Annotated in this window: 20 protein-coding genes; 12 read left to right on the top strand and 8 right to left on the bottom strand. The window is 62.5% G+C overall.

Annotation, left to right across the window (positions count from 1 at the left end; all coding sequences use genetic code 11):
• Positions 1–12 precede the first annotated feature (12 nt).
• From RHM60_RS01005 to RHM60_RS00990, 4 genes are all read left to right on the top strand, one after another.
• A complete protein-coding gene (locus tag RHM60_RS01005) occupies positions 13–294 on the top strand; it encodes a hypothetical protein (RefSeq protein ID WP_209981101.1) in 282 nt (93 codons plus the stop codon).
• 66 nt (positions 295–360) lie between these two features.
• Positions 361–618, top strand: coding sequence for a DUF6555 family protein (locus tag RHM60_RS01000; protein ID WP_209981099.1), 258 nt, complete (start codon positions 361–363; stop codon positions 616–618).
• Positions 615–860 (top strand): hypothetical protein, encoded by a 246-nt coding sequence (locus RHM60_RS00995; RefSeq protein WP_209981097.1) that lies wholly within the window; start codon positions 615–617, stop codon positions 858–860. Before RHM60_RS01000 ends, RHM60_RS00995 begins: the two co-directional genes overlap by 4 nt.
• 60 nt (positions 861–920) lie before the next feature.
• Positions 921–3233: an FdhF/YdeP family oxidoreductase gene (locus RHM60_RS00990; protein ID WP_231421779.1), complete on the top strand. Its 2313-nt coding sequence runs from the start codon at positions 921–923 to the stop codon at positions 3231–3233.
• 53 nt (positions 3234–3286) lie between these two features.
• On the opposite strand, the gene RHM60_RS00985 is transcribed toward RHM60_RS00990, so the two are convergent.
• The 3 genes from RHM60_RS00985 to RHM60_RS00975 all read right to left on the bottom strand — a co-directional run bounded on the left by RHM60_RS00985 (position 3287) and on the right by RHM60_RS00975 (position 6661).
• Complete coding sequence (locus tag RHM60_RS00985) at positions 3287–4534, bottom strand: glycoside hydrolase family 68 protein (protein ID WP_231421778.1); 1248 nt, start codon at positions 4532–4534, stop codon at positions 3287–3289.
• A 256-nt stretch (positions 4535–4790) separates the two neighbouring features.
• Positions 4791–5966, bottom strand: a complete 1176-nt coding sequence (locus RHM60_RS00980) for a sensor histidine kinase (RefSeq protein WP_231421777.1) — start codon at positions 5964–5966, stop codon at positions 4791–4793.
• Positions 5967–5971: 5 nt separating this feature from the next.
• Positions 5972–6661, bottom strand: a complete 690-nt coding sequence (locus RHM60_RS00975) for a response regulator (RefSeq protein ID WP_209981087.1) — start codon at positions 6659–6661, stop codon at positions 5972–5974.
• 96 nt (positions 6662–6757) lie between these two features.
• Here RHM60_RS00975 and RHM60_RS00970 point away from each other — a divergent pair, with 96 nt between their 5' ends.
• From RHM60_RS00970 to RHM60_RS00940, 7 genes are all read left to right on the top strand, one after another.
• Positions 6758–8239, top strand: a complete 1482-nt coding sequence (locus RHM60_RS00970) for an efflux transporter outer membrane subunit (protein ID WP_231421776.1) — start codon at positions 6758–6760, stop codon at positions 8237–8239.
• Positions 8236–9354 carry an efflux RND transporter periplasmic adaptor subunit gene (locus RHM60_RS00965; protein ID WP_322213308.1) on the top strand — a complete coding sequence of 373 codons (1119 nt, stop codon included), beginning with the start codon at positions 8236–8238 and terminating at the stop codon, positions 9352–9354. The genes RHM60_RS00970 and RHM60_RS00965 overlap by 4 nt, the downstream gene beginning before the upstream one ends.
• Positions 9351–12419 (top strand): efflux RND transporter permease subunit, encoded by a 3069-nt coding sequence (locus RHM60_RS00960; RefSeq protein ID WP_322213307.1) that lies wholly within the window; start codon positions 9351–9353, stop codon positions 12417–12419. Before RHM60_RS00965 ends, RHM60_RS00960 begins: the two co-directional genes overlap by 4 nt.
• A complete protein-coding gene (locus RHM60_RS00955; RefSeq protein ID WP_209981079.1) occupies positions 12416–13654 on the top strand; it encodes an alginate lyase family protein in 1239 nt (412 codons plus the stop codon). The genes RHM60_RS00960 and RHM60_RS00955 overlap by 4 nt, the downstream gene beginning before the upstream one ends.
• A 417-nt stretch (positions 13655–14071) precedes the next feature.
• Positions 14072–15295, top strand: a complete 1224-nt coding sequence (locus RHM60_RS00950) for a pectate lyase (protein WP_322213306.1) — start codon at positions 14072–14074, stop codon at positions 15293–15295.
• A complete protein-coding gene (locus tag RHM60_RS00945; RefSeq protein ID WP_322213305.1) occupies positions 15295–16881 on the top strand; it encodes a rhamnogalacturonan lyase B N-terminal domain-containing protein in 1587 nt (528 codons plus the stop codon). Before RHM60_RS00950 ends, RHM60_RS00945 begins: the two co-directional genes overlap by 1 nt.
• A 158-nt stretch (positions 16882–17039) precedes the next feature.
• On the top strand, positions 17040–18668 hold the full coding sequence (locus RHM60_RS00940; RefSeq protein ID WP_322213304.1) for a methyl-accepting chemotaxis protein: 1629 nt from the start codon (positions 17040–17042) through the stop codon (positions 18666–18668).
• Here the strand turns inward: RHM60_RS00940 and RHM60_RS00935 are convergent.
• Entirely contained in the window at positions 18658–19971 is a 1314-nt protein-coding gene (locus RHM60_RS00935; protein ID WP_322213303.1) for an APC family permease, read from the bottom strand. The two genes, RHM60_RS00940 and RHM60_RS00935, sit on opposite strands and share 11 nt — an antisense overlap.
• A 195-nt stretch (positions 19972–20166) precedes the next feature.
• Here RHM60_RS00935 and RHM60_RS00930 point away from each other — a divergent pair, with 195 nt between their 5' ends.
• The gene (locus RHM60_RS00930; protein ID WP_209981068.1) at positions 20167–20943 is read left to right on the top strand and encodes a hypothetical protein; all 777 of its coding nucleotides are present in this window, start codon (positions 20167–20169) and stop codon (positions 20941–20943) included.
• Positions 20944–21032: 89 nt separating this feature from the next.
• Here the strand turns inward: RHM60_RS00930 and RHM60_RS00925 are convergent, their stop codons facing one another.
• The 4 genes from RHM60_RS00925 to RHM60_RS00910 all read right to left on the bottom strand — a co-directional run bounded on the left by RHM60_RS00925 (position 21033) and on the right by RHM60_RS00910 (position 24336).
• Positions 21033–21674 carry a glycoside hydrolase family 25 protein gene (locus tag RHM60_RS00925; protein ID WP_209981066.1) on the bottom strand — a complete coding sequence of 214 codons (642 nt, stop codon included), beginning with the start codon at positions 21672–21674 and terminating at the stop codon, positions 21033–21035.
• Positions 21675–21818: 144 nt separating this feature from the next.
• The gene (locus RHM60_RS00920) at positions 21819–22151 is read right to left on the bottom strand and encodes a hypothetical protein (protein ID WP_209981064.1); all 333 of its coding nucleotides are present in this window, start codon (positions 22149–22151) and stop codon (positions 21819–21821) included.
• A gap of 70 nt (positions 22152–22221) precedes the next feature.
• Positions 22222–22578 (bottom strand): hypothetical protein, encoded by a 357-nt coding sequence (locus RHM60_RS00915; protein ID WP_209981062.1) that lies wholly within the window; start codon positions 22576–22578, stop codon positions 22222–22224.
• Between the two features lie 126 nt (positions 22579–22704).
• Positions 22705–24336 carry a methyl-accepting chemotaxis protein gene (locus RHM60_RS00910; RefSeq protein WP_322214563.1) on the bottom strand — a complete coding sequence of 544 codons (1632 nt, stop codon included), beginning with the start codon at positions 24334–24336 and terminating at the stop codon, positions 22705–22707.
• Positions 24337–24440: the final 104 nt, after the last annotated feature.

Below are 24440 nucleotides of genomic sequence, written 5' to 3'. Positions count from 1 at the left end.
AGGTAACTCCGCATGTCTTACGACTATCAAGGTCCTGCCAGCGTTATCACCGCGTCGCGCCACCTGGGCACCGAGGCCGTTGAACGCCTGAATGAGTCGGTTGATATCCAGATGACCGGCAGTGGTAAACCGACCATCGTGCGCCTGAGTTTCCAAACGCCGCTGCAGTGGCCGGGTCACCCCAACCATGTGACCGTCAACCTGCCTGATGGCACCACCGTGGGTGGTGTGATCGTCGAGATTGAACGGCCAAATGACGGGCCAGGCTTTGTCACCTTCACCGTGGACGATTGACGTCTCAGTTATTTTGAATCTTCTGTGACGTCAATCATCTGTTACTCATGAGCATAGGGAGGTCTCATGAAACGCAACGATTTATTCACTATTTACTACCAGCTGCACGGTGACCCCAAGTCCTTCATCGTGCGGGCATCGCAGATGAACAATGCCGAAGCCTGGCATTGGGCAAGCTGCGATGCAGGGGTGGCTGTGATACCCAGGTTTGGTCAGCAGAACCTCAAGCGTGTCTCCCGCCCCACGGCCGAGAAATACGGCATCACTGATGTGCAGTGGAGCAGCGCTACCGAGATTAATTGGGCACAGAGCGTTACATCATGAACAGTCAGACACTCAATCGCAGCACCAGCCCCAGCCATACCTGGGATGACGAGATCGCGCAGAACACCGCCCTGTTCTTCGAAGCCGACCGACTGGACGCCCTGGCGTACCAGTTGATCGAGTCCTACAGCGGCGATCCGCTCACCTGGGCACGTTTTACCGAAGCGAAAAAACTCGCTGATACCCAGCGCACAGCGGCGTATCGCGAATGGATGCGCATTCAGCGCGCAATGCGCACGTAGCGCGAAGCTTGCACCAAACAGGGACCTTGACCGGTTCCGGCCGATGCCTGGGAGTGCCTGATGCTCATCTACCCCAAGAGTCACTTCCAGCCCTACACCCACGCCAGTGGCGGATGGGGTTCTGCCCAATCGGTAATGCGCATCCTGTGGCGCGAACAGGCGCTGGGTAAAGCGCCGGCGGCATTGCTCAAACAGAACAAGCCGGACGGCTTCGCCTGCGTGAGTTGCGCCTGGGCAAAACCCGGCCGTCCCCATGCGCTGGAGTTTTGCGAGAACGGCGCCAAGGCCACCGCCTGGGAACTCACCTCACTCAAGACCGACCCGGCCTTCTTTGCCGAGCATAGCCTCAGCGAGCTGCGCGAATGGTCGGACTATGCGCTGGAGCAACAGGGTCGCCTGACCCACCCCATGCGCTACGACCCCGTCACGGACCGCTACCGCGAAACCTCCTGGGCAGAGGCCTACCGCGACATCGGCGCGCAGCTCAAGGCCATGGACCCGGACAGCGTGGTGTTTTATGCCTCGGGGCGTGCGTCGCTGGAAACCTCGTTCATGTATCAGCTGTTCGCCCGTGCCTACGGCAGCAACAACCTGCCCGACAGCTCCAACATGTGCCACGAAAGCACCTCGGTGGGTTTGCAGGAGAGCATCGGCGTGCCGGTGGGCACCGTGACCCTCGACGATTTCGAGCACACCGACTGCCTGTTCTTCTTTGGCCAGAACGTCGGCAGCAACAGCCCGCGCATGCTGCACCCACTGCAGGATGCACGCCGGCGCGACGTGCCGATCATCACCTTCAACCCCTTGCGCGAGCGCGGCCTGGAGCGCTTCGTCAACCCGCAGTCGCCCAGAGAAATGCTCACGCCCGAGTCGACCCTGATCAGCACCCAATACCACCAGGTCGCCATTGGTGGCGACACGGCGGCCATCACCGGCATCGCCAAGGCGTTGCTGGCCATGGATGACCAGGCCACCGAGCACGGCACGCCGGCGGTGTTGGACTATGACTTCATCGCCAGCCACACCGAAGGCTTCGAGGCGTTCACCACCTACGTACGCGGCTGCGACTGGGCGCAACTGGAACGCCAGAGCGGGCTGACCCGTGGCGCGCTGGAAGCCGCCGCCACCGTGTATGCGCGCAGCCAGCGCGTGATGCTGGTGTATGGCATGGGCATCACCCAGCACCGACACGGCGTGACGAACGTGCAGATGCTGGTCAACCTGCTGCTGCTGCGCGGCAATATCGGCAAGCCGGGCGCGGGCATCTGCCCGGTGCGCGGCCATTCCAACGTGCAGGGCCAGCGCACCGTGGGCATTACCGAAGACCCGAAGAAAGTCCCGGTGGACCTGATCGAACAGCACTTCGGTTTCAGCGTGCCGCCGCACAAGGGCCTGTGCACGGTGGATGCCTGCGAAGGCATTCTCGACGGCCGTGTGCGCGGCTTCATCGGCCTGGGCGGCAACTTCCTGCGGGCTATTCCCGACACCTCGCGCATGGAACCGGCCTGGCAAAATCTGCAGCTGAATGTGCAAGTGGCGACCAAGCTCAACCGCACTCACCTGCTGCCCGCGCGCGCCATGTGGCTGTTGCCCTGCCTGGGACGCATCGAAATCGATCGCCAGAACGGCGTACCGCAGCTGTATACCACCGAGGACAGCACCGGCTGCATCCACAGCTGGCGCGGCAATGCCGAACCAGTCGGGCCGCAGGTGCGCGCCGAAACCAGCATCGTCGCCGGGCTGGCCATGGCCACCCTCGCCAACGGCTGCACCATCGACTGGCAAGCCTGGAACGACGACTACGCCAGGATCCGGACCGCCATCGCCACGGTCTATCCGAAGATTTTCCACGACATGGAAACCCGCATGGCCGAGCCCGGCGGCTTCCATCGCCCGATTGCCGCCGCGCAAAGACAGTGGGAGACGCCCAGCGGCAAGGCGCAATTCGTCACCCCCGTGACCCTCGCCGAAGACGATGACGTTAACCTCGCCGAACCTGACCGCGATGTGCTGCAACTGATGACGCTGCGCAGCAACGATCAGTTCAACACCACCATCTATGGGTTCGACGACCGTTTTCGCGGGGTAAGCGGCACCCGTGAGGTCATTTTCCTGCATGCCAACGACATCGTGCGCCTGGGGTTCGCGGCCGGCCAGCAGGTCATGCTGACCACCGCCATCGAGCCTGCGGTAAAGCGCCAGGTCGGGCCGTTCGAGATCATCGCCTACGACATTCCCGAAGGCTGCGCCGCCGCGTATTACCCTGAATGCAACCCGCTGCTGCCGCTGTGGCACCACGCCGAACGCAGCAAGGTGCCGGCCGCCAAATCGGTGCCGGTGCGGCTCAGCGCGAAAAGGGTAAACGGCCACTGAAGGTGGCCGCAAGGCGCTTGCCTGCTGCACGCAGGCAAGCGGGGGTTTATCGCTTAACTCAACACCACATCGCGCATTGGCGGGATATAGCCGTAGTCATAGGCTTCGCGCACAAACGAGCGGTCGCCGTGCAGCTCGATTCTGACGGTGGGCGCCTCGGTGCCGCCGATGCGGAAGTCGCCATCCTGAGTGGGGACACTGTCGATAAATGACGTCACCAGGCCGTTGGGCATCACGCAATGCGAGTAGGTCTGGAAAGGCTGCGCGGGTGGATTGCCGAGCACCAGCCCGGAGGCGTTCATCGGGCGGTACGGGCCGAACAGGTGTTCGCTGACAAAACCGTAGACGCCATCCGGGCCGGTAACGCCGTCGGCATAGGTGAACTTGTGGCTGATGGTGAACAGGTAGTATTTGTTGTCCTGGAATACGTAATGCGGGCGTTCGGTCTGGTCGTTGACGCCGACTGCCGTCACCAGAGGCGGCAGTATTTCCCATTCTTCGCCCGTCAGGTCCTTGGCCACGGCGATGCCGATACAGCCCACCTGAAAACGCGCGCCGCCGACTTCTTCATGCCCCGGCGGGACCAGGCCCATTTCATCAGGGCCGACCGTATGAGTGCCGCGCTCGCCGGCTACATTGCCTTCGAACACCATATATAACTTGCCGTCCTGCGGATCGATAAACGGGCTCGGGTCACGAAAGTTCCACGTCGCGTTTTGTGCTTCGGTTTGATAATAAGTGCCGTCTGCCGCAAATAAAAACTTCACCTTATTGAAATTGACAAGTTGCACGCCTTCTTCACTTGTCACGATCTGGCCTTTTACTTTGGCAATGGTCGCGCCCGGCGTAACACAGGTGTAATACAGGTCAATATCACCGTTGTTATTTAACAGAATAGGCGTGCCGGCCCATTCCCGGGTGGTGGGCGACACACCTTCGGCCATGACACGGCCGCCGAAAATCCAGTCCTTGCCGGTGCGTGAATACCAGTAGCAGATGCGCGCGTGGCCATGGCGATCCTCCCAGTCGCGCTTGATGTCATAGCGCCCGTTGGCATCGATAAACTGCGGGTCGTGGGGGCGGCGGTCGGCGGTGAGCGTGAAGATCACCGACCAGCCATCGACGGAAACCACCGTGCCGTCGAGGTCGCGCAGGGGCATGGTGTCCCAGATAAAGACAGTGTCACTCATGACGGGGAAGTCAGGCCGTACTAACGGTTGCGTGGTAGTCGGGTCATTTTCATTGACTTTCAGCGCATCAGCCCGGGTCCAGCGTGTGGGTGTGTGATTCGCAGGTTTCATGTTGATGTCCTTTTACTGACGCTCAAGTGACAAGCGGTATTTGAATTCAAGGCGCACAATGACTTCGAATGATTAATGGCATTCAGTCGAACAGCGCTAATAGTGCGAAACAAGGTTTAACATAGAACTTGCAACAGGCATTATGAAAAATTATTTAAGGAGTCAAAGGCCACTATCTACAACATGGCAAGTTGATGGCCTTGAGCAACTACTTACAACTAGATCAATCAAGACTGCTATATAACCAACCCGGCCGCTACAGCAAAAATTCCGCCCTGATCAGCGTACCGCCCCCCTCGCGGTTGCTGGCGGTGATCGACCCGCCATGGGCCTGGCAGATGGCGCGGGCGATGGACAGGCCCAGGCCGCTGCCGCCGGAGTAACGGGCACGGGAGCGCTCCGCACGCCAGAAGCGATCGAACACGCTGTCCAGGTGCTCGGCTTCGATGCCCGGCCCTCGATCCGCGATCTCGATCACGATGCGCGCCTGGACCTGCTGCGCGGTGATGGTCAACGCGCCGCCACCGGCCGCGTAGCGCAGCAGGTTGTCGATGAGGATGTTGAGCACCTGGCCCAGGCGGTCGCGATCGGCATTGATCGACAACGTGCGGGCAATGCTGACGTGGGTCTCGATGGCGGCCTCGTCCAGTTGCGGCTGGAACCACGCCAAGCGTTCGCTCACCAGCGCTGCCAGGGAGAACTCGCCGCGCTCCAGCACCAGCCGCCCTGCCCTGGCCATCGACAACAGGTGCAGGTCATCCACCAGTTTGCGCAGTTGGTCGAGCTGGCGCTTGACCATACTCAGTTGCACGGCATCGCTGGGGAACACCTCATCGAGCATGCCCTGCACCCGGCCCATGGCTGCGTTCAACGGGGTGCGCAACTCGTGGGCGATCACCGCGCTGGACTCGCGCACATCGCGCTCGTAGCGCTGCAACTGGGTCGTCATGCTGTTGAAGTCGCCGATCAGGCGGCGCAGTTCGTCCGGTGTATGCGGCTGGATCGGCAGGCGTGTGAGGAAATCCCCCCCGGCGACCCGTCGCGCGCCCTGGGCAATCGCCGAGAACTGGCTGGACAAGGGCCGCGAAAACCACAGGCCAAAGAAAATAATGATCGGAATGGCGACCAGCACCAGGCCGGCGAGGATCAGCCAGTCGCGATTGGCGATGTCCGGCTGGAAGAACTCCACCGGGTAATACTCGGCCACCAACTGACGCAGGCGCACCTCGTTGAGTTGCGGCTCGGCGCGCAGTTGCAGCAACTCCTCGCGCGCTTCGGGCGGCAGGTGCTGGAGGAAATACCAGTCCGACACCCAGAAGTTGATCCACATGCACAGCGCAATCACCACCACCGCGCCAATCGCCAGCAGGCTCATGCGCATGCCCACCCAACGCCACAGGGGCTTGTCGTTGACGCGAGACGTCTCAGTCATGGCGATTACCGGAACCGATAGCCAATGGAGCGTACCGTCACCAGCACGCCGGCGATGCCATGGGTTTCCAGTTTGCGCCGCAGGTTATGCACGTGGGCATCGACCACGCGGGCCAACGCTTCGCTGTCGGGCAGGCAGATTTCCAGCAACTCGTCGCGGGTGAAGGCCTTGGACGGGGTCTTGAGCAGGGTCGCCAGCAACTTGAATTCGGTGGGCGTGAGGTCCAGCCACTGCGGCGGCGCGTCACGCTGTTCAATCGCGGCGGTGAAGGCGTCGAGGTCCACCCGCAGGTTCTGGTGCCGCAGCACCTGCTCCACTGGCTGGCTGGCGCCGGTGCGCCGCAGCACCGCATGCACCCGCGCCACCACCTCGCGCGGGCTGTAGGGCTTGACCACGTAGTCGTCGGCGCCATAGCGCAGGGCACCGAGTTTTTCCGGCTCGTCGCCCATGGCCGTGACCATGATCACAGGTGTGTCGCTGCTGCGGCGCACGGCGGACAACACGTCGGTGCCACTCAGGTGCGGCAGCATCACGTCGAGCAATATCAGGTCCGGTTGCCAGCTTTTGTGCAGGTCAAGCGCGCGCCGGCCATCCTCGGCCAGGGCCACCTCGAAGCCGTCGCGGCGCAGGTAGGCTTCGAGGATATTGGCGCTGTCGGCGTCGTCTTCGACAATGAGGATACGTTTTCCTGACACAAAGAAGCCTCTTGATGAAACCTTGATAATTCACGAACGGTTTATTGAAAGTCCGCTGTCAGTATCGCCCTACCCCGACTTTCGCGAACCGATGCTATGCCGACCACCGCACCGCTGTCCAAGCCTATCAAGCTGCCTGAACGCCTCTGTGCGGTTTTGCTGCTTAACGGCGCGCTGACTGCTTGTTCACTGGCGCCTGCCTACCAGACGCCAGCGCTGCCAGTGCCGGGCAGTTGGACCGACGCACCGGTAACCGCGCTGGCGCCCACCACGCAAAACCCCGTGGAGCCGCTGTCCGGCGAAGAAACACAACTGCTGACCGGGCTGGATAGCTCGGCGCAGTTGCCCCATTTGGTTGAGCAGGCGCTGGCCTACAACCGCGACCTGCGCCTGGCGATATTGCGCGTCGAACAGGCCCGCGCCGAGTACGGCCTATCTCGTGCCGAGCGCCTGCCCACCGTCGGCCTGGGGCTGCAACGCAACCGCCAGCACCTGCACGACCAGGCCGCCGACGAGCGCTACGGGCAGGACATCGCGGTGGCGTCCGTGGGCATTGCGGATTTCGAACTGGATTTTTTCGGCCGGGTCCGCAGCCTGTCCGACGCGGCCCGGCATGACTACCTGGCCACACGCTACGGCGCCCTTGCCGCGCGCAAGGCGTTGATCGTCGAGGTGGCGCGCCTGTATTTGCAGGAGCGCTTGCAGGCCGGTATCCAGCTCGATACCCAGACCCTCCTCGAGCACCAGAACCAACTGCTGCACCTGATCGACGGCCAGCAACAGGCAGGCCTGGTGGCCCAGGACACACTCGACACGCAACGCCTGCAGGTGCGCCGCGCCGCGCTGCAAGCGCAGGACGCGCGTGCCGGGCATGAGCGCGCCGTGCAGGCGCTGTCGTGGGTCAGCGGCTATCAGGTGGCCCCTTCAACGGCGGCCACCCTCGGCCCCTCGGTGGACCTGAGCACCCCGCCATGGCTGGTCGACCTGCCCTCGCAACGGCTGTTGCAGCGCTTCGATGTGCGCCAGTGCGAAGAGGCACTGCGCGCCGCCAATGCCAACATCGGTGCCGCCCGTGCGGCGTTCTTCCCGTCGATCACCTTGAGCACCGGCGCCGGCATCGCCAGCCCGCACCTGAGCAGCCTGTTCGCCTCCGGCAGCGGTGCCTGGCTGTTCACGCCGCAACTGAACCTGCCGCTGTTCGACGGCGGGCGCAATCAGGCCAACCTTGACCTGGCCCACGTGCGCCAGCAAGCGGCCGTCGCCCAGTACGAAAAGACCGTGCAGGACGCCTTCCGCGACATCGCCGACCTGCTGAGCCAGCGCCGGCAAGCCCTGGCCGATGCCGCCACGCAGGTCGAGGTGGCGGCTTTGACGGCAGCGCAGGTCAGACGTGTCGAGCAGCAGATTGCCGTCGGTGCGGCAGCGCAACTGGAGCAACCGGTCGCCGCGATTCGCCTCGCCGAGTCCACCCTCCAACTGCGCAACGCCGCCTACCCCGTGTTGTTCAATCGCCTGGCGCTGTATCGCGCGCTGTCGGGCGCACCGTTGGCCTCCTTTGCAGACAGGGTTTCACCATGAACGTGAGCACCTCCGCGCTTCGCCTCTGGGCCCATTGCCTGCTGCTTGGCCTGACCTGCCTGGTGGTGGCAGCCTGTTCGCGCGAGGAGCCGCTGCCGGAGCCGGCCGTGAGGTCGGTGAAGGTCACCCGCGTGCACGCTGCCGATGCCGAGGGCCTGCCGTTGACCGGCGTGGTGCGCCAGCGCCAACGTGCCGAACTGGCCTTTGAGGGCGCGGGACGCCTGGTCGCGTTGAATGTCGACGTGGGCGATACCGTAAAGCAGGGCCAGGTCCTTGCGAGCCTGGACAGCGCAGTGGTGCAACTGCGCCTGAAGCAGGCGCAGGTCAGCCTGTTTGCCAGCGTCGCGCAGACCGGCGAACGCAAGCGCAACCGGCTGCGCCAGCAACAGCTGTTTGCCCAGGGCAGCGTCGCCGCCAGCGCCGTGGAGCAAGCCGAAACGGCCTGGCAAGCGGCCGTCGCGCAACAGGCCGCGGATGAAACGGCGCTGGATCTGCTGCGCCGCGATCAGCGCCAGGGCCAGCTTGTTGCGCCGTTCAACGGGCGCATCGTGGCGCGCACGGCGCAGCTGTACAGCGAGCTGTCGCCGGGTCAGGTGGTGATGGAGCTGGAGGCCGCCGATGCTGCGCAGGTCATCGTACCGATCCCGGTGGAACAGGCCATCGGCCTCAAACCGGGAGACCGCGCCGTCGCCACCGACCCGAGCGCGCCCGGCTCAAGCCTGCCGCTGGTGCTGGAGGGCCTGTCGATGCGCGCGCAGAACGGCGTGCTGCAAAACGCGCGCTTTCGCCTGCTCGCCAACGACCTTGCGCTGCCCAGCGGCGTGAACCTCACGGTGAATCTGGTGAGTGGCGCGCCGCTGCCGCTGTCCATTCCGACCCAGGCGCTGCGCATCGGCGCCGACCCCAGGCAGGTGCAGGTATTCGTGTATGACCCGGCCCAGGGCAAGGTCACGCTGCGCGACATCCGCATCGGCCTGATCGACCAGGGCCGCGTCGCCATCGACGCGGGCCTGGCGGACGGCGAACAGGTGGTGACCACCGGCGTTGCGTTTCTCGATGACGGCCAGCCCGTCAACCTGCTGCCATCTTCCAGCCGCTTGAGCGTCACCCAATGAGTAACCTGACCCTGCATGCCTTGAATGCCAGCCGGCTGACGTTATTCAGCGCCCTGCTGATGCTGCTGGCGGGCGTGGCCACCTTCCTCGCTTTCCCGACCCAGGAAGAACCGTCGGTCACCCTCCGCGATGCACTGGTGAGCATCCAGTTCCCGGGGCTGCCCAGCGAGCGCGTGGAAGAACTGCTGGCGCGGCCCACCGAAGAAAAACTGCGCGAGTTGCCGCAGATCAAGACCATCGCCACCACCCTCCACCCCGGCAGCGTGATCATCCAGGTGACCGCCCGCGACGACATCAAGGACCTCGGCGTGCTGTGGCAACAGGTGCGCAACAAGGCGACCGAGGCTGGCGCGGGCTTTCCGCCCGGCACCCAGGGGCCGTTTGTGGACGACAATTTCGGTCGGGTCGCCGTGGCCTCCATTGCCGTCACCGCGCCCGGTTACAGCATGAGCGAGATGCGCGGGCCGCTCAAACGCCTGCGCGATCAGTTGGGCGGCTTGCCCGGCATCGGCCAGGTGACGTTACACGGCGTTCAGGAGCAGCAACTGTCCATCGACTTCAACCCGCAGCGCCTGGCGGGGCTGGGCCTGTCGCCACAGCAGCTGTTCCAGCAGTTGCAGCAACAGAACGTGCTGGCGCCCGGCGGCATCGCCGAGATCGGCGGGCAGAGCACCACCCTCACGGTCAGCGGCGAACTGCTCGGCGTGGAGCAACTGCGCCAGTTGCCGATCCAGTTGCCGGGCGCCGCCGGCGGCGCGCAGTCGGTCGCGCTCGGCGCCATCGCACAGGTGTCGGTGATGGCCGCCGACCCGCCGCAGACTGCCGCGATCTATCAGGGTGAAGACGCGGTGGTGCTGGCCGTGTCCATGGCCGCCGGGCAGAACATCCAGCAGTTCGGCGCCGCGCTGCGCAGCCGTCTGGCGCAGCTGGAAGCGCAATTGCCGCTGGGGTTCGCCACCCATATGGTGACGTTCCAGGCGGATGTGGTCGATCAGCAGATGAGCAAGATGAAGCACGTGATGATCGAGACGGTGGTCATCGTGATGGCGGTGGTGATGCTGTTTCTCGGCTGGCGCACCGGGCTGGTGGTGGGCGCCATCGTGCCGTTGACCATTCTCGGCACCTTGATTGCCATGCGCATGCTCGGCGTCGAACTGCAGACCGTGTCGATTGCGGCGATCATCCTCGCCCTCGGTTTGCTGGTGGACAACGGCATCGTGATCGCCGAGGACATCGAGCGTCGCCTGCATGCCGGCGAGGCACGGCGCCAGGCCTGCGTGGAGGCCGGACGGACCCTGGCGATTCCGTTGCTGACTTCGTCGCTGGTGATCGTGCTGGCGTTCTCGCCGTTCTTTCTGGGCCAGACCAGCACCAACGAATACCTGCGCTCGCTGGCCATCGTGCTGGCGCTGACACTGCTCGGCTCGTGGCTGCTGAGCATCACAGTGACGCCACTGCTGTGCCTGTACTTCACCAGGGCCGCGCCCAACGAGTCGGCGGACGAGGGTTACGACAGCGGCTTTTACCGTGGCTATCGCGCGGTGATCAGCCGCGTGTTGCAGCACAAGCTGCTGTTCCTGATGGCGATGCTGGTGCTGCTGGCCGCCGCCGTGTTCGAGCTGATGCGCGTGCCCTATGACTTTTTGCCGCAGTCGGACCGTTTGCAGTTCCAGGTGCCGATCACCCTGGAGCCGGGCAGCGGTTCGCGCAAGACCCTGCAAAGCGTGCGCGAGATCAGCTTGTGGCTGAGCAAGGAGCCGGCGGTGGTCGACAGCATCGGCTACGTCGGCGACGGCGGGCCGCGCATCGTGCTGGGCCTCAACCCGCCGCTGCCGGCGCCGGAGACCGCGTACTTCACCGTCAGCGTCAAGGCCGGTAGCGACCTCGACGCGGTGATCGCCAACGTGCGCCGCTACCTGCTCAAGCAACACCCGGAACTGCGCGCCGAGCCCAAACGGTTTTCCCTGGGCACCACCGAGGCCGGCGTGGCGATCTATCGCGTCATCGGCCCGGATGAAAACGTATTGCGCGCCCTCGCTGCGCAGATCGAAGCCGCCCTGCTGCACGTGCCGGGCACCCTGGATGTGCGCGACGACTGGAGCACGCGGCTCACGCGCTACACCGTCGAGGTCGATCAGCCCGGCGCGCGGCGCGCCGGCGTGGACACCCAGGCCATCGCCCAGGCCCTGCAACTGCATTTTGGCGGCCTCCAGGTTTCGTCCCTGCAGGACGGTGAAACCCGCGTGCCGCTGGTGGTGCGCGAGCCGGCGCCGGTGAGCGGCGCCACGCCTGACCTGCGCGGCATTCTGGTGTATCCGGCCGATGGCTCGACGCCCGTGCCGTTGACGGCGATTGCACAGATTCGTGCGTCCAGCGAGCCGTCGACCCTGGTGCGCCGCAATGGGGAGCGGGCAATCACCGTGGTCGGGCACAACCCGGGATTGACCGCCACCTCCATCGTCGAACGGCTCGCGCCGCACGTGGCCGCCCTGCGCCTGCCGCCCGGCTACCGGATTGAGCTGGGCGGCGAGATCGAAGATTCGGCGGAGGCCAACCAGGCGCTCCTGCAATACCTGCCACACGCGCTGGTGGCCATGCTGTTGCTGTTTGTCTGGCAATTCAATTCGCTGCGCAAGGTGCTGATCGTGGTCTCGGCCATCCCGTTCGTGTTGATCGGCGTGGCGGCCGCGCTGCTGATCACCGGCTACCCGTTCGGCTTCATGGCCACGTTCGGTCTGCTGTCACTGGCGGGGATTATCGTCAACAACGCGGTGCTGCTGCTCGAACGCGTCGAAGCGGAACTGCAGGACGGCCTGGCGGTGCACGACGCGGTGGTGAATGCCGCCGTCAAACGCCTGCGCCCCATCGTCATGACCAAACTGACCTGCATCATCGGGCTGGTCCCGCTGATGCTGTTTGCCGGGCCGCTATGGGAAGGCATGGCGATCACCCTGATGGGCGGCCTGGCGCTTGGCACCCTGGTCACGCTGGGACTGATCCCGGTGCTTTACGTCATGCTGTTCACGCAGCGCAGGATTCCACACACAGAGGCGACAACACGATGAACGTTCTGCTCAAGGCAACGCGCGGTATCCAGCAATTATCCAAAGGGGCCGTGCTGCTTGGCGCGTTGTCGGTGAGTCTCGGCGCCCTCGCCTCCACCACACACACCGGGGCCTTCGTGCACCCGGGCCTGTTGCAGACCCAGCAGGACTTCACGCGCATCCGCGAAAAAATCGTCAACCGTAACCATCCCTGGCTGGAGGGCTGGCAGAAGCTGATCGACAACAGGCACGCGTCACTGACCTGGCAAGCCAACCCGGTGCCGGTGGTTTACCGTACCTCCGGCGGCCCCAACAACTACAACAAACTGTTCAACGACGCCGCGGCAGCCTATGCCCTGGCCCTGCGCTGGCAGATCTCCGGCGATGCGGCCTATGCCGACAAGGCCGTGAGTATCCTCGACCAGTGGGCCTCCACCCTCACCGGCATCGAGGGCGAAAACGGCAGGTCCCTGGCGGCAGGCTTGTACGGTTACCAACTGGCCAATGCCGGGGAAATCCTGCGCGGCTACCCGAAATGGAAGGCTGAGGACTTTCACCGATTTCAAAGCATGATGCTCAGCGTGTTCTACCCCATCAACCATGACTTCCTGGTCCATCAGGACGGCATGCTGCCGGATCACCACTGGGCCAACTGGGACCTGGCGAACATGAATTCGATCCTGGCCATCGGCGTGTTGACCGACCGCCGCGATCTCTATAACGAAGCCATCGACTACTTCAAGCACGGGGCCGGCAACGGCGCCATCGAACACGCGGTGTGGAAGCTCTACCCCGAGGGCCTGGGCCAAGTCCAGGAAAGCGGCCGCGACCAGGCCCACACGATGCTCGACATCGCCCTGCTCGGCAGCTTCTGCCAGATGGCCTGGAGCCAGGGCGACGATCTGTTCGGCTATCAGAACAACCGCGTGCTGCAAGGCGCCGAGTATGTGGCCAAGTACAACCTGAACCATGAAGTGCCGTTCACCCCATTTATCAACAGCGCGTTCAAGCAGAAGGTGATCTCGCCCGACAAGCGTGGCGATATCCGTCCGATCTGGGAATTGCTCTACAACCACTACGTGGTACTCAAGGGCCTCAACGCGCCCTATGTGAAAGCCTTCGCGCAAAAGGTCCAGCCCGAAGGCGGCGGCGGCGACTACGGCCCCGACAGCGGCGGTTACGATCAGTTGGGGTATGGGACCTTGCTGTATTCGCTGGGGGAGTATGGTTTGAGCAAGGCTGAACTGGTGCCGTGAGGCAGGCGTTGTGGCAATCGAGCTTGGTATAGGGAGCAGGTTTGCGTGGCAAGCGGGCTCGTTGTGGCAAGCCCTAATGCCGTTCAGTTAAGCGCAGATTCCCTGTGGCGAGCAGGCTTGTCCTGCGTTGGGCTGCGCAGCAGCCCCAAAGCCAGGCGCTGAGCCGTATCAGGTACACCGCGTTTTGCTCGATTGGGGGCGCTTCGCACCCCAACGCGGGGCAAGCCCGCTCGCCACAACACGCTCGCTCACCACAAAAAAAACGCTCGCCACAATAAGCTCTTTAGCCACAGCGCCGGTTTGCCCGCAACTGAACGGCAGCTGAAGCACATCGCAATCGGTTTCAAACCATTTGATAAAGCCGTCCGGGTATTTGGATGATGGCCGGCCTGCGGTAGGCCACTCAGGAACATGCCGATGATGCGTCGAAATTCTTTTGTGCTCTGCCTGTGTTTGCTGGCGGCGCCGCTGTGCCACGCCGCTGCGGCGCCTGAAGGCTTTGCCCGAGGGGTCAGCGGCGGCGGCCAGGCTGCCGCCGTGCACCCCGCCACCCTGGCGGAGCTGAAAAACGCTCTGTGCGACCGCTTCGATGCGCGCGGCAACTGCATCGACACCACGCCGCGCGTGATCGCTCTGGACCATACGTTCGATTTTCGCGGCTCCGTAGTAACCGACGGCAGCGCCCGGGTGACCGAGGCCGGCTGCATGGCCAACGCCTGCCCCAAGGGCGGTGGCCAGTGGGCCATCGACGGCGCCAACCATTTTTGCCAGTCCAAGCCGCCGGCCACGGTGAGCTATGACAAGGCCGGCCTGCAGCGCTTGAAAGTCGGTTCGAACAAAACGTTGCTGGGCGTGGGCGCCCATGCCGGGATTCAGGGCATGGGCTTGTTCATCGGCGGCGGCGCGCGCAATGTCATCGTGCGTAACCTCACGCTCTCGGACATTAACCCCCGCGTGGTCTGGGGCGGCGATGCGCTGACGCTGGACGACGCCGACGGCGTGTGGATCGACCACAACACCTTCGCGCGGATCGGCCGGCAGATGATCGTGAGCGGCTGGGGCAGCGCCACCCATGTGACGATTTCCAACAATGAATTCGACGGCCGCACGCCCTATTCGGCGACCTGTGACAGTCACCACTACTGGGTCTGGCTGTTTCTCGGTCACCACGACACCCTGACGCTGGTGGGCAACTACGTGCACGACACCTCGGGACGTGCGCCTCACGCCGGCGGAATGGGCGATGCCGAGGTGCGTGCGCAACTGGTCAACAATGTGTTCGCCCACCTGACTTACCAGGGCGCGATCATGTCGCGCACCGCCAGCGCCCATCTGCTGGTGGAAGGCAATGTCTTCGACGACGTGTCCCACCCGCTGTTCAACGATACCCGCCAGCCCGGCACCGCCTTCGCCCTCTTCGCCCCGGCCGCCGATAACGCGTGCCGGGCAGCCATCGGCAGGCCCTGTGTGCCGAACCAGCAGCATCAGAGTGGCAACGATTATCGACCGCAGGACGCGGCGGCACTGGAGGCGTTCAGCCAATACCGCCAGTACCTCGTCGCACCGCAACCGCCCGACAGGGTGCGCCTGCAGGTGCCCCGCGATGCCGGTGCGGGCCATATGAACCTGGAGAAAAGCTGATGCGACGTCTCATGCTGATCATGCTGTGCACCCTGGCGGCCCAGGCCCACTCCGCCGGTTTCGGCTTTACCCGCAGTGACTCGCACATCGTGGTCGACACCGGCGCCAACCTGGTCTTCAGTGTGGACACGCACAACGGCGACCTGGTCTCGATGCGCTATCGCGGCAACGAACTGCAGACCACCGAACCCAAGGCTTCGCAGATTGCTTCGGGCCTTGGCAGTGCTCAGGTGGAGGCGCGCACCGTGGGCGATGTGATTGTGATCAGCGCTCGGTCAGGTGAGCTGATCCACTACTACCTCGCCAACAAAGGCCGCGCGGCGATCTACATGGCGACCTACGCGCCGACCCTGCTGCCGGTGGGCGAGCTGCGCTTTGTGGCGCGGCTGGATGTCAGCAAGCTGCCCAAGGCCCAGCGTGGCACCGACTCCAATGTCGGCACGGCCATCGAAGGCAAGGACGTGTTTTTGCTGGCCGACGGGCGCACCAGTTCCAAGTTCTATTCGGCGCAACCGATGATCGATGACCCCCTGCACGGCGTCAAAGGCCCGGGGGTGGCGGTGTACATGCTGATGGGCAACCGCGAGCTGAGCGCGGGTGGCCCGTTCTTCAAGGACATCGCCACGCAGAAAACCCCGGTCACCCACGAGCTGTACAACTATATGTTCTCCAACCACACCCAGACCGAGCCCTATCGCGGCGGCCTGCACGGCGTCTATGGGTTGCTGTTCACCGACGGTGACGCGCCAGGCGCAGCGTTGACCGACCTTGGGTTCGTCGACGACCGCCTGGGACTTGCCGGCTTTGTCGGCAGCGCAGAACGCGGTGCCCTCGCCGGCCAGGTTGGCGGCGTGGCCCATGGCCTGCCGGCAGTGGTGGGCTTGAGCAATGCCAACGCCCAATACTGGGCGCGGGCCGACGGCAACGGGCGGTTCCAGTTGACGGCGATGCGGCCGGGGCATTACCGCATGACGCTGTATCAGGGTGAACGTGAGGTGGCGCAGAGCTGGGTGGATATCAGCGCAGGCGCTACCAGCCAGGCGAGCTTGCAGGCACACCCGCCAGCGGGTCAGGTGAAATGGCAGATCGGCACACCCGATGGCACGCCGGCCGGGTTTCTCAATGCGCGTCTGCTGCGCTGCGCCCATCCCAGTGATGCGCGCATGACCCCTTGGGCGCCCGTCACCTACAGCGTTGGCACCAGCAGGCCCGACGCCTTCCCCGCCGCGCAATGGCGCGACGTCAACAGCCCTACGCGCATCCAATTCGTCCTGGCTGCCAATGAGCTGCGCGCTTACCGCCTGCGCCTGTTCATCTCGCTGGCCCAGGCTGGCGGGCGGCCGACGGTGAGCGTGAATCAGCAGTGGACGGCGCCGGTGCCGCAGGCCTCCAACCAGCCGGACAGCCGTGGCATCACCCGTGGGACGTATCGAGGCAACAACACGGTGTTCGACGTCAATGTGCCGGCCACGGCCTTGCATGCAGGGGTAAATTCGCTGGAGATTGGCGTGGCTTCGGGTAAAACGGGCCAGGGTTTTCTGAGCCCGGGCTTTGTGTTCGACAGTGTGCAGTGGGTGCAGGACTGATGCCTCGCGAACCCTGAAACAATTAGACATCTAATTGTTATTAGACTCAATACAGAGCCAAAAAAAATCAACACTATATTTCGAACAAACTTAAAGTTTCGAACAAGAGTGTCGATATTAATTCCACGGGTGAAAGCGCCCACACCTGAGGAGTTACCATGTTTTTGCGAAAACTAAATCTCGCACCGCGATCGGCTGTTTGTTTCGGTTTTTTCTGCCTGATCATTATTGCGATGGGGTTGCTGGCACTCAGGCAAGCCGGGCTGCTTAGAACAGCAGAGAAGTATGTCGAAACCAACGTGTTGCCCAGCGTACAACTGTTGGGCCAACTGGACCGGGAGTTTGTCACCATCCGAGGCAACAACGCCCGGGTGCGCAACCCGATTGAGCCCCAGGAGCGCCGGACCAAGGCGGTCAGCGATATCCAGCAATCGCGGCAGTTGATCGATCAATATGCGCAGTCCTTGAACAACTTTATCGTCACGCCGCGAGGCCAGGAAGCGTTTGCACGTTTACGCGAAGTACAAGCCGACTATTTCAAGACTCAGGACAATTACCTTGCGTTAGTTAGCGCACAGCAATTGGAAGGCGCAGTCGCCATATCAAACGGGCCGATGAAAGTAGCGGCGGATAATGTCGAAACTGCATTAAAGGCGCTTATCAGCGTTAACCAGGACAAAGCAAAAAAAGCCGGACAGGAGGCCGATGACGTTTATGCGCAAACACTGATGATCGTCGGCGTGTTCCTGCTCCTGTCGATAACCGCCTCTTTACTGTTGGCCTGGCTTTACACCCGCAGCCTCACAGTGCCGATCAATCAATCCCTGCTGATGGCCCAGCGCATTGCCGCCAATGACTTGAGCCAGCGCATCGAGGTGGACGGCTCCGACGAAGCGGCGCAACTGTCAAAAGCCATCGCCACCATGCAGTCCAATCTGCGTGATGCACTGGCGCTGATCGGCGACTCCTCCACGCAACTGGCGGCCACCGCCGAAGAAATGCACGCCGTGACCGAGGGCGCGTCGCGCACCATCCAGCGGCAGAACCATGAAATCGAAATGGCCGCCACCGCCGTGACCGAAATGACCGCCGCCGTGGAGGAAGTCGCAGGCAATGCGGCCACCACCTCCGATCTGACCGCGCAATCCAGCTCGGCCGCCATCGCCGGGCGCAATCAGGTGAACGACACGGTCGCGGCCATCAACATGATGGTCGCCAACGTGCAGTCCACCTCCGGTGAAGTGCAAGTGCTGGCGACCATGGCCAATGACATCAGCAAGGTGCTGGACGTGATCCGGGCGATTGCCGAGCAAACCAACTTGCTGGCCTTGAACGCCGCCATTGAAGCCGCGCGCGCCGGTGAAGCCGGTCGTGGCTTCGCGGTGGTGGCCGATGAAGTAAGAGCCCTGGCCCATCGCACGCAGAAATCCACCCAGGAAATCGAGCAGATGGTCAGCTCGATCCAGACGGGCACGGGCAATGCGGTGTCGTCGATGAACCAGACCAGCGCTCAAGCCAGCAAGACCCTGGACATGGCCAACGGCGCCGGCAAAGTGCTGGGCGACATCACCGACTCCCTGAGTCAGATCAACGAGCGCAACCTGATGATTGCCACCGCCGCCGAGGAACAGGCCCAGGTCGCGCGCGAAGTGGATCGCAACCTGGTGAGCATCCGCGACTTGTCCAGCGAGGCCTCCGAAGGCTCGAACCAGACGGCGATTGCCACGGCCGAACTGACCAAGCTGGCGACCGACCTCAATCAGCTGACCCGCCAGTTCAAGCTTTAGGCCGGGTCGCCAGCCGGTTGCAGCCGTACAACAGCATGCCCAACAGCAGCAGCGCGCCGCCCCGCAACCAGGTGTCGAGGCTCTGCTGGCTGAGCAGGAGCAGGCACGACACAATCGCCAGCACCGGCACCCAGGTGGGCACGCGAAAATGGTCGACGTCGAGGGTGTCACGGCGCAGTACCAGCACCGCCAGGTTAGTGCTCAGAAACACAAAGAGCAGCAACAGCACCACCGTCTGCGCCAAGGCCGCCAGGGTGCCGGTCAACGTCAAAGCAATGGCCACCAGGCTGCTGGCGATGATTGCCACCCAGGGCGTACGCCGCTTGGGCAGCACCCGCGACAACGGCTCGGGCAGCAGGCCCAGGCGGGCCATGCCGTAGGTCAGGCGGCTGGCCATGATCATGGTCAGCAGCGCGCCGTTGGCCACCGCCACCAGGGCAATGAACGCAAACAGCCTGGGCGGGATATTCAAGCCTGAGGCGCGCACCACTTCCAGTAACGGCGCCGAGGTCGCCATCAGCCTGTCCATTGGCAGCACGGTGGACGCGGCGACACCTACCGCCATGTAAACAATGCCCGCCGTCATCAGCGCGCCGAACAGCGCACGCGGGTACACCCTGCGCACGTCACGGATTTCTTCGGCGAGGTTGGCCGATGTCTCGAAGCCGACAAACGAGTAGAACGCCAGCAACGCCGCGCCGAGCACGGCGAGCATCGGGTTGATGCCGGGCTTGAATTCGAACGCGCGGCCCAGGTTGGCGTCGCCCATCTGGAAACACCAGGCCGCCGCGACCACCACCAGCAACAGCCCGGACAGTTCAATCGCCGTCATGAGCATGTTGGCGCCCAGCGACTCCTTGATTCCGCGCGCATTGAGCAGCGCAATCACCAGCAGAAAGATCGGCGCAGCCAGAGGGGGCGAGATATCGATGAACGCTGCCAGGTAGTCGCCGGCAAACGCCAGCGAAAGCCCGGCGGCGCTGGTCACCGCTGCGGCGAGCATGCTGAAGCCGACCAGAAAGGAAATCAGCGGCGACTTGAAGGCCTTTTCGGCGAACACCGACGCGGCGCCCGCGTGCGGGTATTTGGTCACCAGCTCCGCGTAGGAGCCGGCAGTGAGCATGGCGAAGAACAGTGCCACCAGCAGCGGCACCCAGATCGCCCCGCCCACCTCGCCGGCAATGGTGCCGGCCAGCGCATAGACGCCGGCGCCGAGCACGTCACCGAGGATGAACAGAAACAGCATCGGGCCGCTAATGGCCCGGCGCAGGGACGGTTTGGCGCTACTGGGGGATTGGGTCATGGGCGGCTCTGGCGGCAGGTGATGAAGGCATCCTTGGTGGAGGACTGTTGCACAGTTGAAGTTCCATCAGGATGGCGAAGCTGCGGGCAAATGAGGCTCGCCCGTGCATTTCGTCGCCTCACCTCGCGCACCGTCCACATCGCAACTACTGTATAAATGAACAGTAAAAAAACACCTCACTTAAGGACAAGTATCATGACCGACGATCTGAAGCAGTCAGGCTCCAGCACCACTTCGCAGACCACTGTCTCACTGGAACAGGCCAAGGCCGGCAGGGTGCTGGAGTTCACCTGGGCCCCCAATACCAACACCACCACCACCATCCTCTCGGCAGACTGTGTCGACTATCGGGTCGACACCTCCCAGGGCAGCCCGACGGGCGACAGCCACTCCATTGCGCGGCTTACCTACGTGCAGGGCAAGGGCGGCGGCCAGATCGGCACGCTGTACCTCGAAGAACTGCGCACGGGCGTACGCACCAACACCCAGATCGGGCTGATGGTCGGTCGCAAATGGGTGTTTGACTCCGATGCCGACACCACCGGCAGCATCGGCACTTATGTGGTCGAGCAATTTGATGACATGCGCGCCAGCGTCAATTACGTGGGCGCTTTCGCCCGCGTCTTTGCCGACCCCAGGATGGTGACCTACCACGCCGGTGGCCACGTGCACACCAACACCTCGATCACCGGCAGTCGCCCCCTGACCATGGCCGATTCAGGCAAATCGATTCTGGTCATCAGCAACACCGACGTCACCCTGACGATAGGTGAGGAAGTCACCGAAGGGTTCAAGGTGACGCTGATCCAGGCCGCCGCCGGCAAGATCAACCTCGCTGCTGCGGGCGACCATACGCTGTACAGCAACGCCGGCAGCCGCATGAACACGCTCAATCCACTGGACGAGCTGGAAATCAGCTCCTTTCCCGCAGGCCCGGTGTTTCTGGCCTTTCGGGTCAGGCCTGCTGCTTAGCGGTCGGGGGCGCTGGCAAGGAGGGCAACAGGCGCTGATCTTCGCGCAGCAGACAACGGCCCACATAAGCGCCGTTGTGCTGCTTGCGATCAGAGCCTGACCCAATTCAGATCCACCGCCCCCTGAATACCGTCAACCTGTCCCTTGCTGCTGTGCTGCCACCATCGCCAACTCTTGCCCTGCTTGTTCCATGTTTGCGGAACTGTAGGTTCGGTGACGTTCCAGTTGGCGATCCACAGCGGGCATTCGCTAAAGTCATATGTGTGCCAGGCCACGCGGTTGTTCCAGATGTTGGGCGAGGCATAAATATGCGGATAGGCCCCCTCCAGCAGCGAAACCCGAACAAGCGTCACCAACTGGAACAGGGCGTCCGCCATCTGATCCGCAGTGGCGCTTTCGTTGCGATGGGTCTCGACATCAATGGCCAAAATGTCCTGCCCGAGCTTGAAGTCCACCTCGGCAAGGCGCGCCTTGATATTGGCCAGTTGCTCACACGGCGTGCTGCTCAACGCACGGAAATAGTGGTAAACCCCGGCCTTCAAGCCGTTCGCCTTCATCCCCTGGAAGTTCTCGACAAATGTGGGATCGGTGTAGTCACCGCCCTCGGTCATCTTCGCTATCGCATGGGTGATGCCGGCGCCCGCCACGCGCGCCCAGTCGATGTTGCCCTGCCAGCGCGACACGTCGATACCGCATGCATTTTCCCGACTGTTCGATTCTTCACAACTCATCTCTGCTCTCCTGCAATGGGTGATCGTCGCATTTTTCCATCGGCGATCAGCTCACATGCACTATCGGAGTAGCACTTTCTGGGGGTGCGCGTAGTGGACTTGCATAGTCACGCCTACTCAAGGATGCACCGGCGTCTCCCCTGTTCAGCTCCCAGTATTGATGCCTGCCTCGCCATCAAGCTCTACCGACTTGACTCCGGGTATGCCACGCAACCTCTGTTCAAGTTGGTCGGGATTATCTGACTTCGGCGTCTTGACGGCAAAGCCGCCAAGATTGTCATAAGTAAACAGGATCTTTGCGCCGGCTTTATTGATTTCACGCTGGATCAGCGTGCGCTTGAGGTGGGTATTACAATCACACAAGACGATGAACGTGGACGGGACGTGTGACGAAGGCGTCTTTATTTCCGTCGCTCCAGCGTTGAGCGACGAGACGGACAACACGCCTGCAATCAATAATAAAAGCCGATACTTCATAGCCGTAGCACTCCATTTTAAATACGCACGTTATAGACAGCGGTGTGACACAGACGACCCCGGAAACTTTCTATTCGACCCAACTGGGCGCGCGAAAATGGCCATCCGTTTCGTCGACCCCTTCCGACAAGATACTTAATGCAGCGTCAACGGCGGCCTCTTTGACAAAGAGTGAACAGTCGACCAGCCTGTGCGTGAAATCACCCAGCACCCACAGGCCTGGCTTTACTTCAGCGACTTTCGTATAGGTACCGAGCGCGTCCAGCAGCCTTTCACTTGCATTGATTACAACAATATCGGCATGACCACGCACAGGTTTCGCGTCAGCCCTCGAGTCGTCCATAAGACTGCATAGCGCTGCCATCTGCGCAGCACTCATGGCGCTTTCGAAGACGTGTTTAATATGGTGCTCGAAGTGATGATCCATTGAGGAACTCCTGTTTTTTTACCACTGTTACCAGGCTGACACCCTGTTGGTTTTTTTGGCAGACATGCAGGGAACGTTGTCATACAGACTTTCCGGCCCCTCGGAAAAAGCCAGGCGTGTCGCGATCTATAGTTTGAACCGCATGACCCTCTGATTAAGCTCAACCGCCAGGCGCGAAAGCTCATGGCTCGCCGAGTTGGTCTGATGGGCACCTGCTGATGTTTGCAGTGACAAATCACGGATGTTAACCAGGTTGCGGTCAACCTCTCGCGACACCTGGGCCTGCTCTTCGGCGGCGCTGGCAATCACCAGGTTTCGCTCGCAGATTTCGCCAACGCTGCGGGTAATTTCCTCCAGTGCTTGCCCCGCACTGCGGGCCACACCCAGTGTGGCCTGGGCTCGAACACTGCTGTTTTGCATTGACGCGACCGCCTGGCTGCTGCCCTGCTGTATGCCGCTGACCATCACCTCGATTTCCTGAGTGGACTGTTGCGTGCGATGAGCCAGCGCCCGCACTTCGTCGGCAACGACGGCAAAACCTCGGCCCGCCTCACCGGCTCGAGCAGCCTCGATGGCCGCGTTGAGGGCCAGCAGGTTGGTTTGCTCGGCAATGGCGCGAATCACATCCAGCACCTTGCCAATGTCGCGCGTCTGACCCGCCAGGCTGCCCACTTGCTCGGCAGTGACCTCGACATCGGTGGTCATCTGCTCAATGGCATTGACCGTGTCCTGGACGCGCTGACGGCCTTGCATCGCCGCCGCACTCGACTGTTGCGAGGCGGTCGACGTACTCACAGCATTGCTGGCCACTTCTTCAACGGCGGCGGTCATCTGATTGACGGCTGCCGCCGCCTGCTCGATCTGGTTGTTCTGCTGCTCGAGCGTACTTGAGCCTTCCTCGGTGACGGCGTTGAGCTCTTCGGCGGCCAACGCCAATTGGGTCGCCGAGCCGGAGATATGCTGCAAGGTATCGCGCAGGTTGGTCTGCATGGCTGTCAAAGCCTGTTGCAGGCGAGTCACCTCGTCACGGCCCTGAATGTGCACAGTCTGGGTCAGATCACCTCGGGCTACGTCTTCGGCTGTTCGTAGGGCGTCATTGAGGGGACGAATAATGCTTCGCGTCAGGATAACGGCCAGTAACGCGGTCAGAACGGCCGTCAATATCAGTACTGCGATGATGACGTTACGTGCCGTCAGGTAGTTGCTGGAAGACGCCATCACTGCAGCTTCTGAATCCTTGCGGTTATCCTCCAGCAGCCAGTCAACCAGTGGCGCCATTTGGCTTGAGTACTTCTTGAGATCCCCTTTGATCAAAGCCCGGATCTCATCTTCACGGTTGGCCAGCGATGCCTTGCGCAGTTCATCCTGCGCCTTCACATAATGACCAAGCGCTTCCTTGAACTGGCCAAACCTGGCCGTTTCTTCATCGCCATTGAGCAGCGGCTCGTAGTCATTGACTATTCGGTCTGCTTTTTTAGTCAACTCTTCGATGCGCGCATCAGACTTTTCAATATCCGCCTGGCCTGCGCTACGGTTGACCAATACCGCATAAGACATGGTGCGAAGGCGCGCTGTCGTGTCCGCCAATTCTCCCAGAAGGCGAGTGGGCGCCAGCCCGCCTTTAACGATGGACTGGGTCGTGTGATACAGGTCAGCCATCTTGCCCAGGCTCATTACACCGAGGAACAGTACAAGCAAGGCCATGAAGGCAAAAAAGAGTGAGGCACGCGGCGCGATACCAAGATTACGAAGCGTAATGATGGGGCGACTCAATAGGATACAGGCCAATAGCGAATCAGCGGGAGTCGGTTGCGAGAGCCGTTATAAGCCTTGAGCTCTAACGACCTCCCCCGCTGCTGCAT

The sequence above is a fragment of the Pseudomonas sp. MH9.3 genome, from assembly GCF_034354675.1.
Lineage (GTDB): Bacteria > Pseudomonadota > Gammaproteobacteria > Pseudomonadales > Pseudomonadaceae > Aquipseudomonas.
The sequence above is the reverse complement of the archived record's forward strand: the minus strand, read 5'-3'. Positions and strand labels throughout refer to the sequence as shown.

Coding starts and splice junctions, on each gene's coding strand:
- RHM60_RS01005 (WP_209981101.1), top strand. CDS start 13: ATGTCTTACGACTATCAAGGTCCTGCCAGCGTTATCACCGCGTCGCGC.
- RHM60_RS01000 (WP_209981099.1), top strand. CDS start 361: ATGAAACGCAACGATTTATTCACTATTTACTACCAGCTGCACGGTGAC.
- RHM60_RS00995 (WP_209981097.1), top strand. CDS start 615: ATGAACAGTCAGACACTCAATCGCAGCACCAGCCCCAGCCATACCTGG.
- RHM60_RS00990 (WP_231421779.1), top strand. CDS start 921: ATGCTCATCTACCCCAAGAGTCACTTCCAGCCCTACACCCACGCCAGT.
- RHM60_RS00985 (WP_231421778.1), bottom strand. CDS start 4,534: ATGAAACCTGCGAATCACACACCCACACGCTGGACCCGGGCTGATGCG.
- RHM60_RS00980 (WP_231421777.1), bottom strand. CDS start 5,966: ATGACTGAGACGTCTCGCGTCAACGACAAGCCCCTGTGGCGTTGGGTG.
- RHM60_RS00970 (WP_231421776.1), top strand. CDS start 6,758: ATGCCGACCACCGCACCGCTGTCCAAGCCTATCAAGCTGCCTGAACGC.
- RHM60_RS00965 (WP_322213308.1), top strand. CDS start 8,236: ATGAACGTGAGCACCTCCGCGCTTCGCCTCTGGGCCCATTGCCTGCTG.
- RHM60_RS00960 (WP_322213307.1), top strand. CDS start 9,351: ATGAGTAACCTGACCCTGCATGCCTTGAATGCCAGCCGGCTGACGTTA.
- RHM60_RS00955 (WP_209981079.1), top strand. CDS start 12,416: ATGAACGTTCTGCTCAAGGCAACGCGCGGTATCCAGCAATTATCCAAA.
- RHM60_RS00950 (WP_322213306.1), top strand. CDS start 14,072: ATGATGCGTCGAAATTCTTTTGTGCTCTGCCTGTGTTTGCTGGCGGCG.
- RHM60_RS00945 (WP_322213305.1), top strand. CDS start 15,295: ATGCGACGTCTCATGCTGATCATGCTGTGCACCCTGGCGGCCCAGGCC.
- RHM60_RS00940 (WP_322213304.1), top strand. CDS start 17,040: ATGTTTTTGCGAAAACTAAATCTCGCACCGCGATCGGCTGTTTGTTTC.
- RHM60_RS00935 (WP_322213303.1), bottom strand. CDS start 19,971: ATGACCCAATCCCCCAGTAGCGCCAAACCGTCCCTGCGCCGGGCCATT.
- RHM60_RS00930 (WP_209981068.1), top strand. CDS start 20,167: ATGACCGACGATCTGAAGCAGTCAGGCTCCAGCACCACTTCGCAGACC.
- RHM60_RS00925 (WP_209981066.1), bottom strand. CDS start 21,674: ATGAGTTGTGAAGAATCGAACAGTCGGGAAAATGCATGCGGTATCGAC.
- RHM60_RS00920 (WP_209981064.1), bottom strand. CDS start 22,151: ATGAAGTATCGGCTTTTATTATTGATTGCAGGCGTGTTGTCCGTCTCG.
- RHM60_RS00915 (WP_209981062.1), bottom strand. CDS start 22,578: ATGGATCATCACTTCGAGCACCATATTAAACACGTCTTCGAAAGCGCC.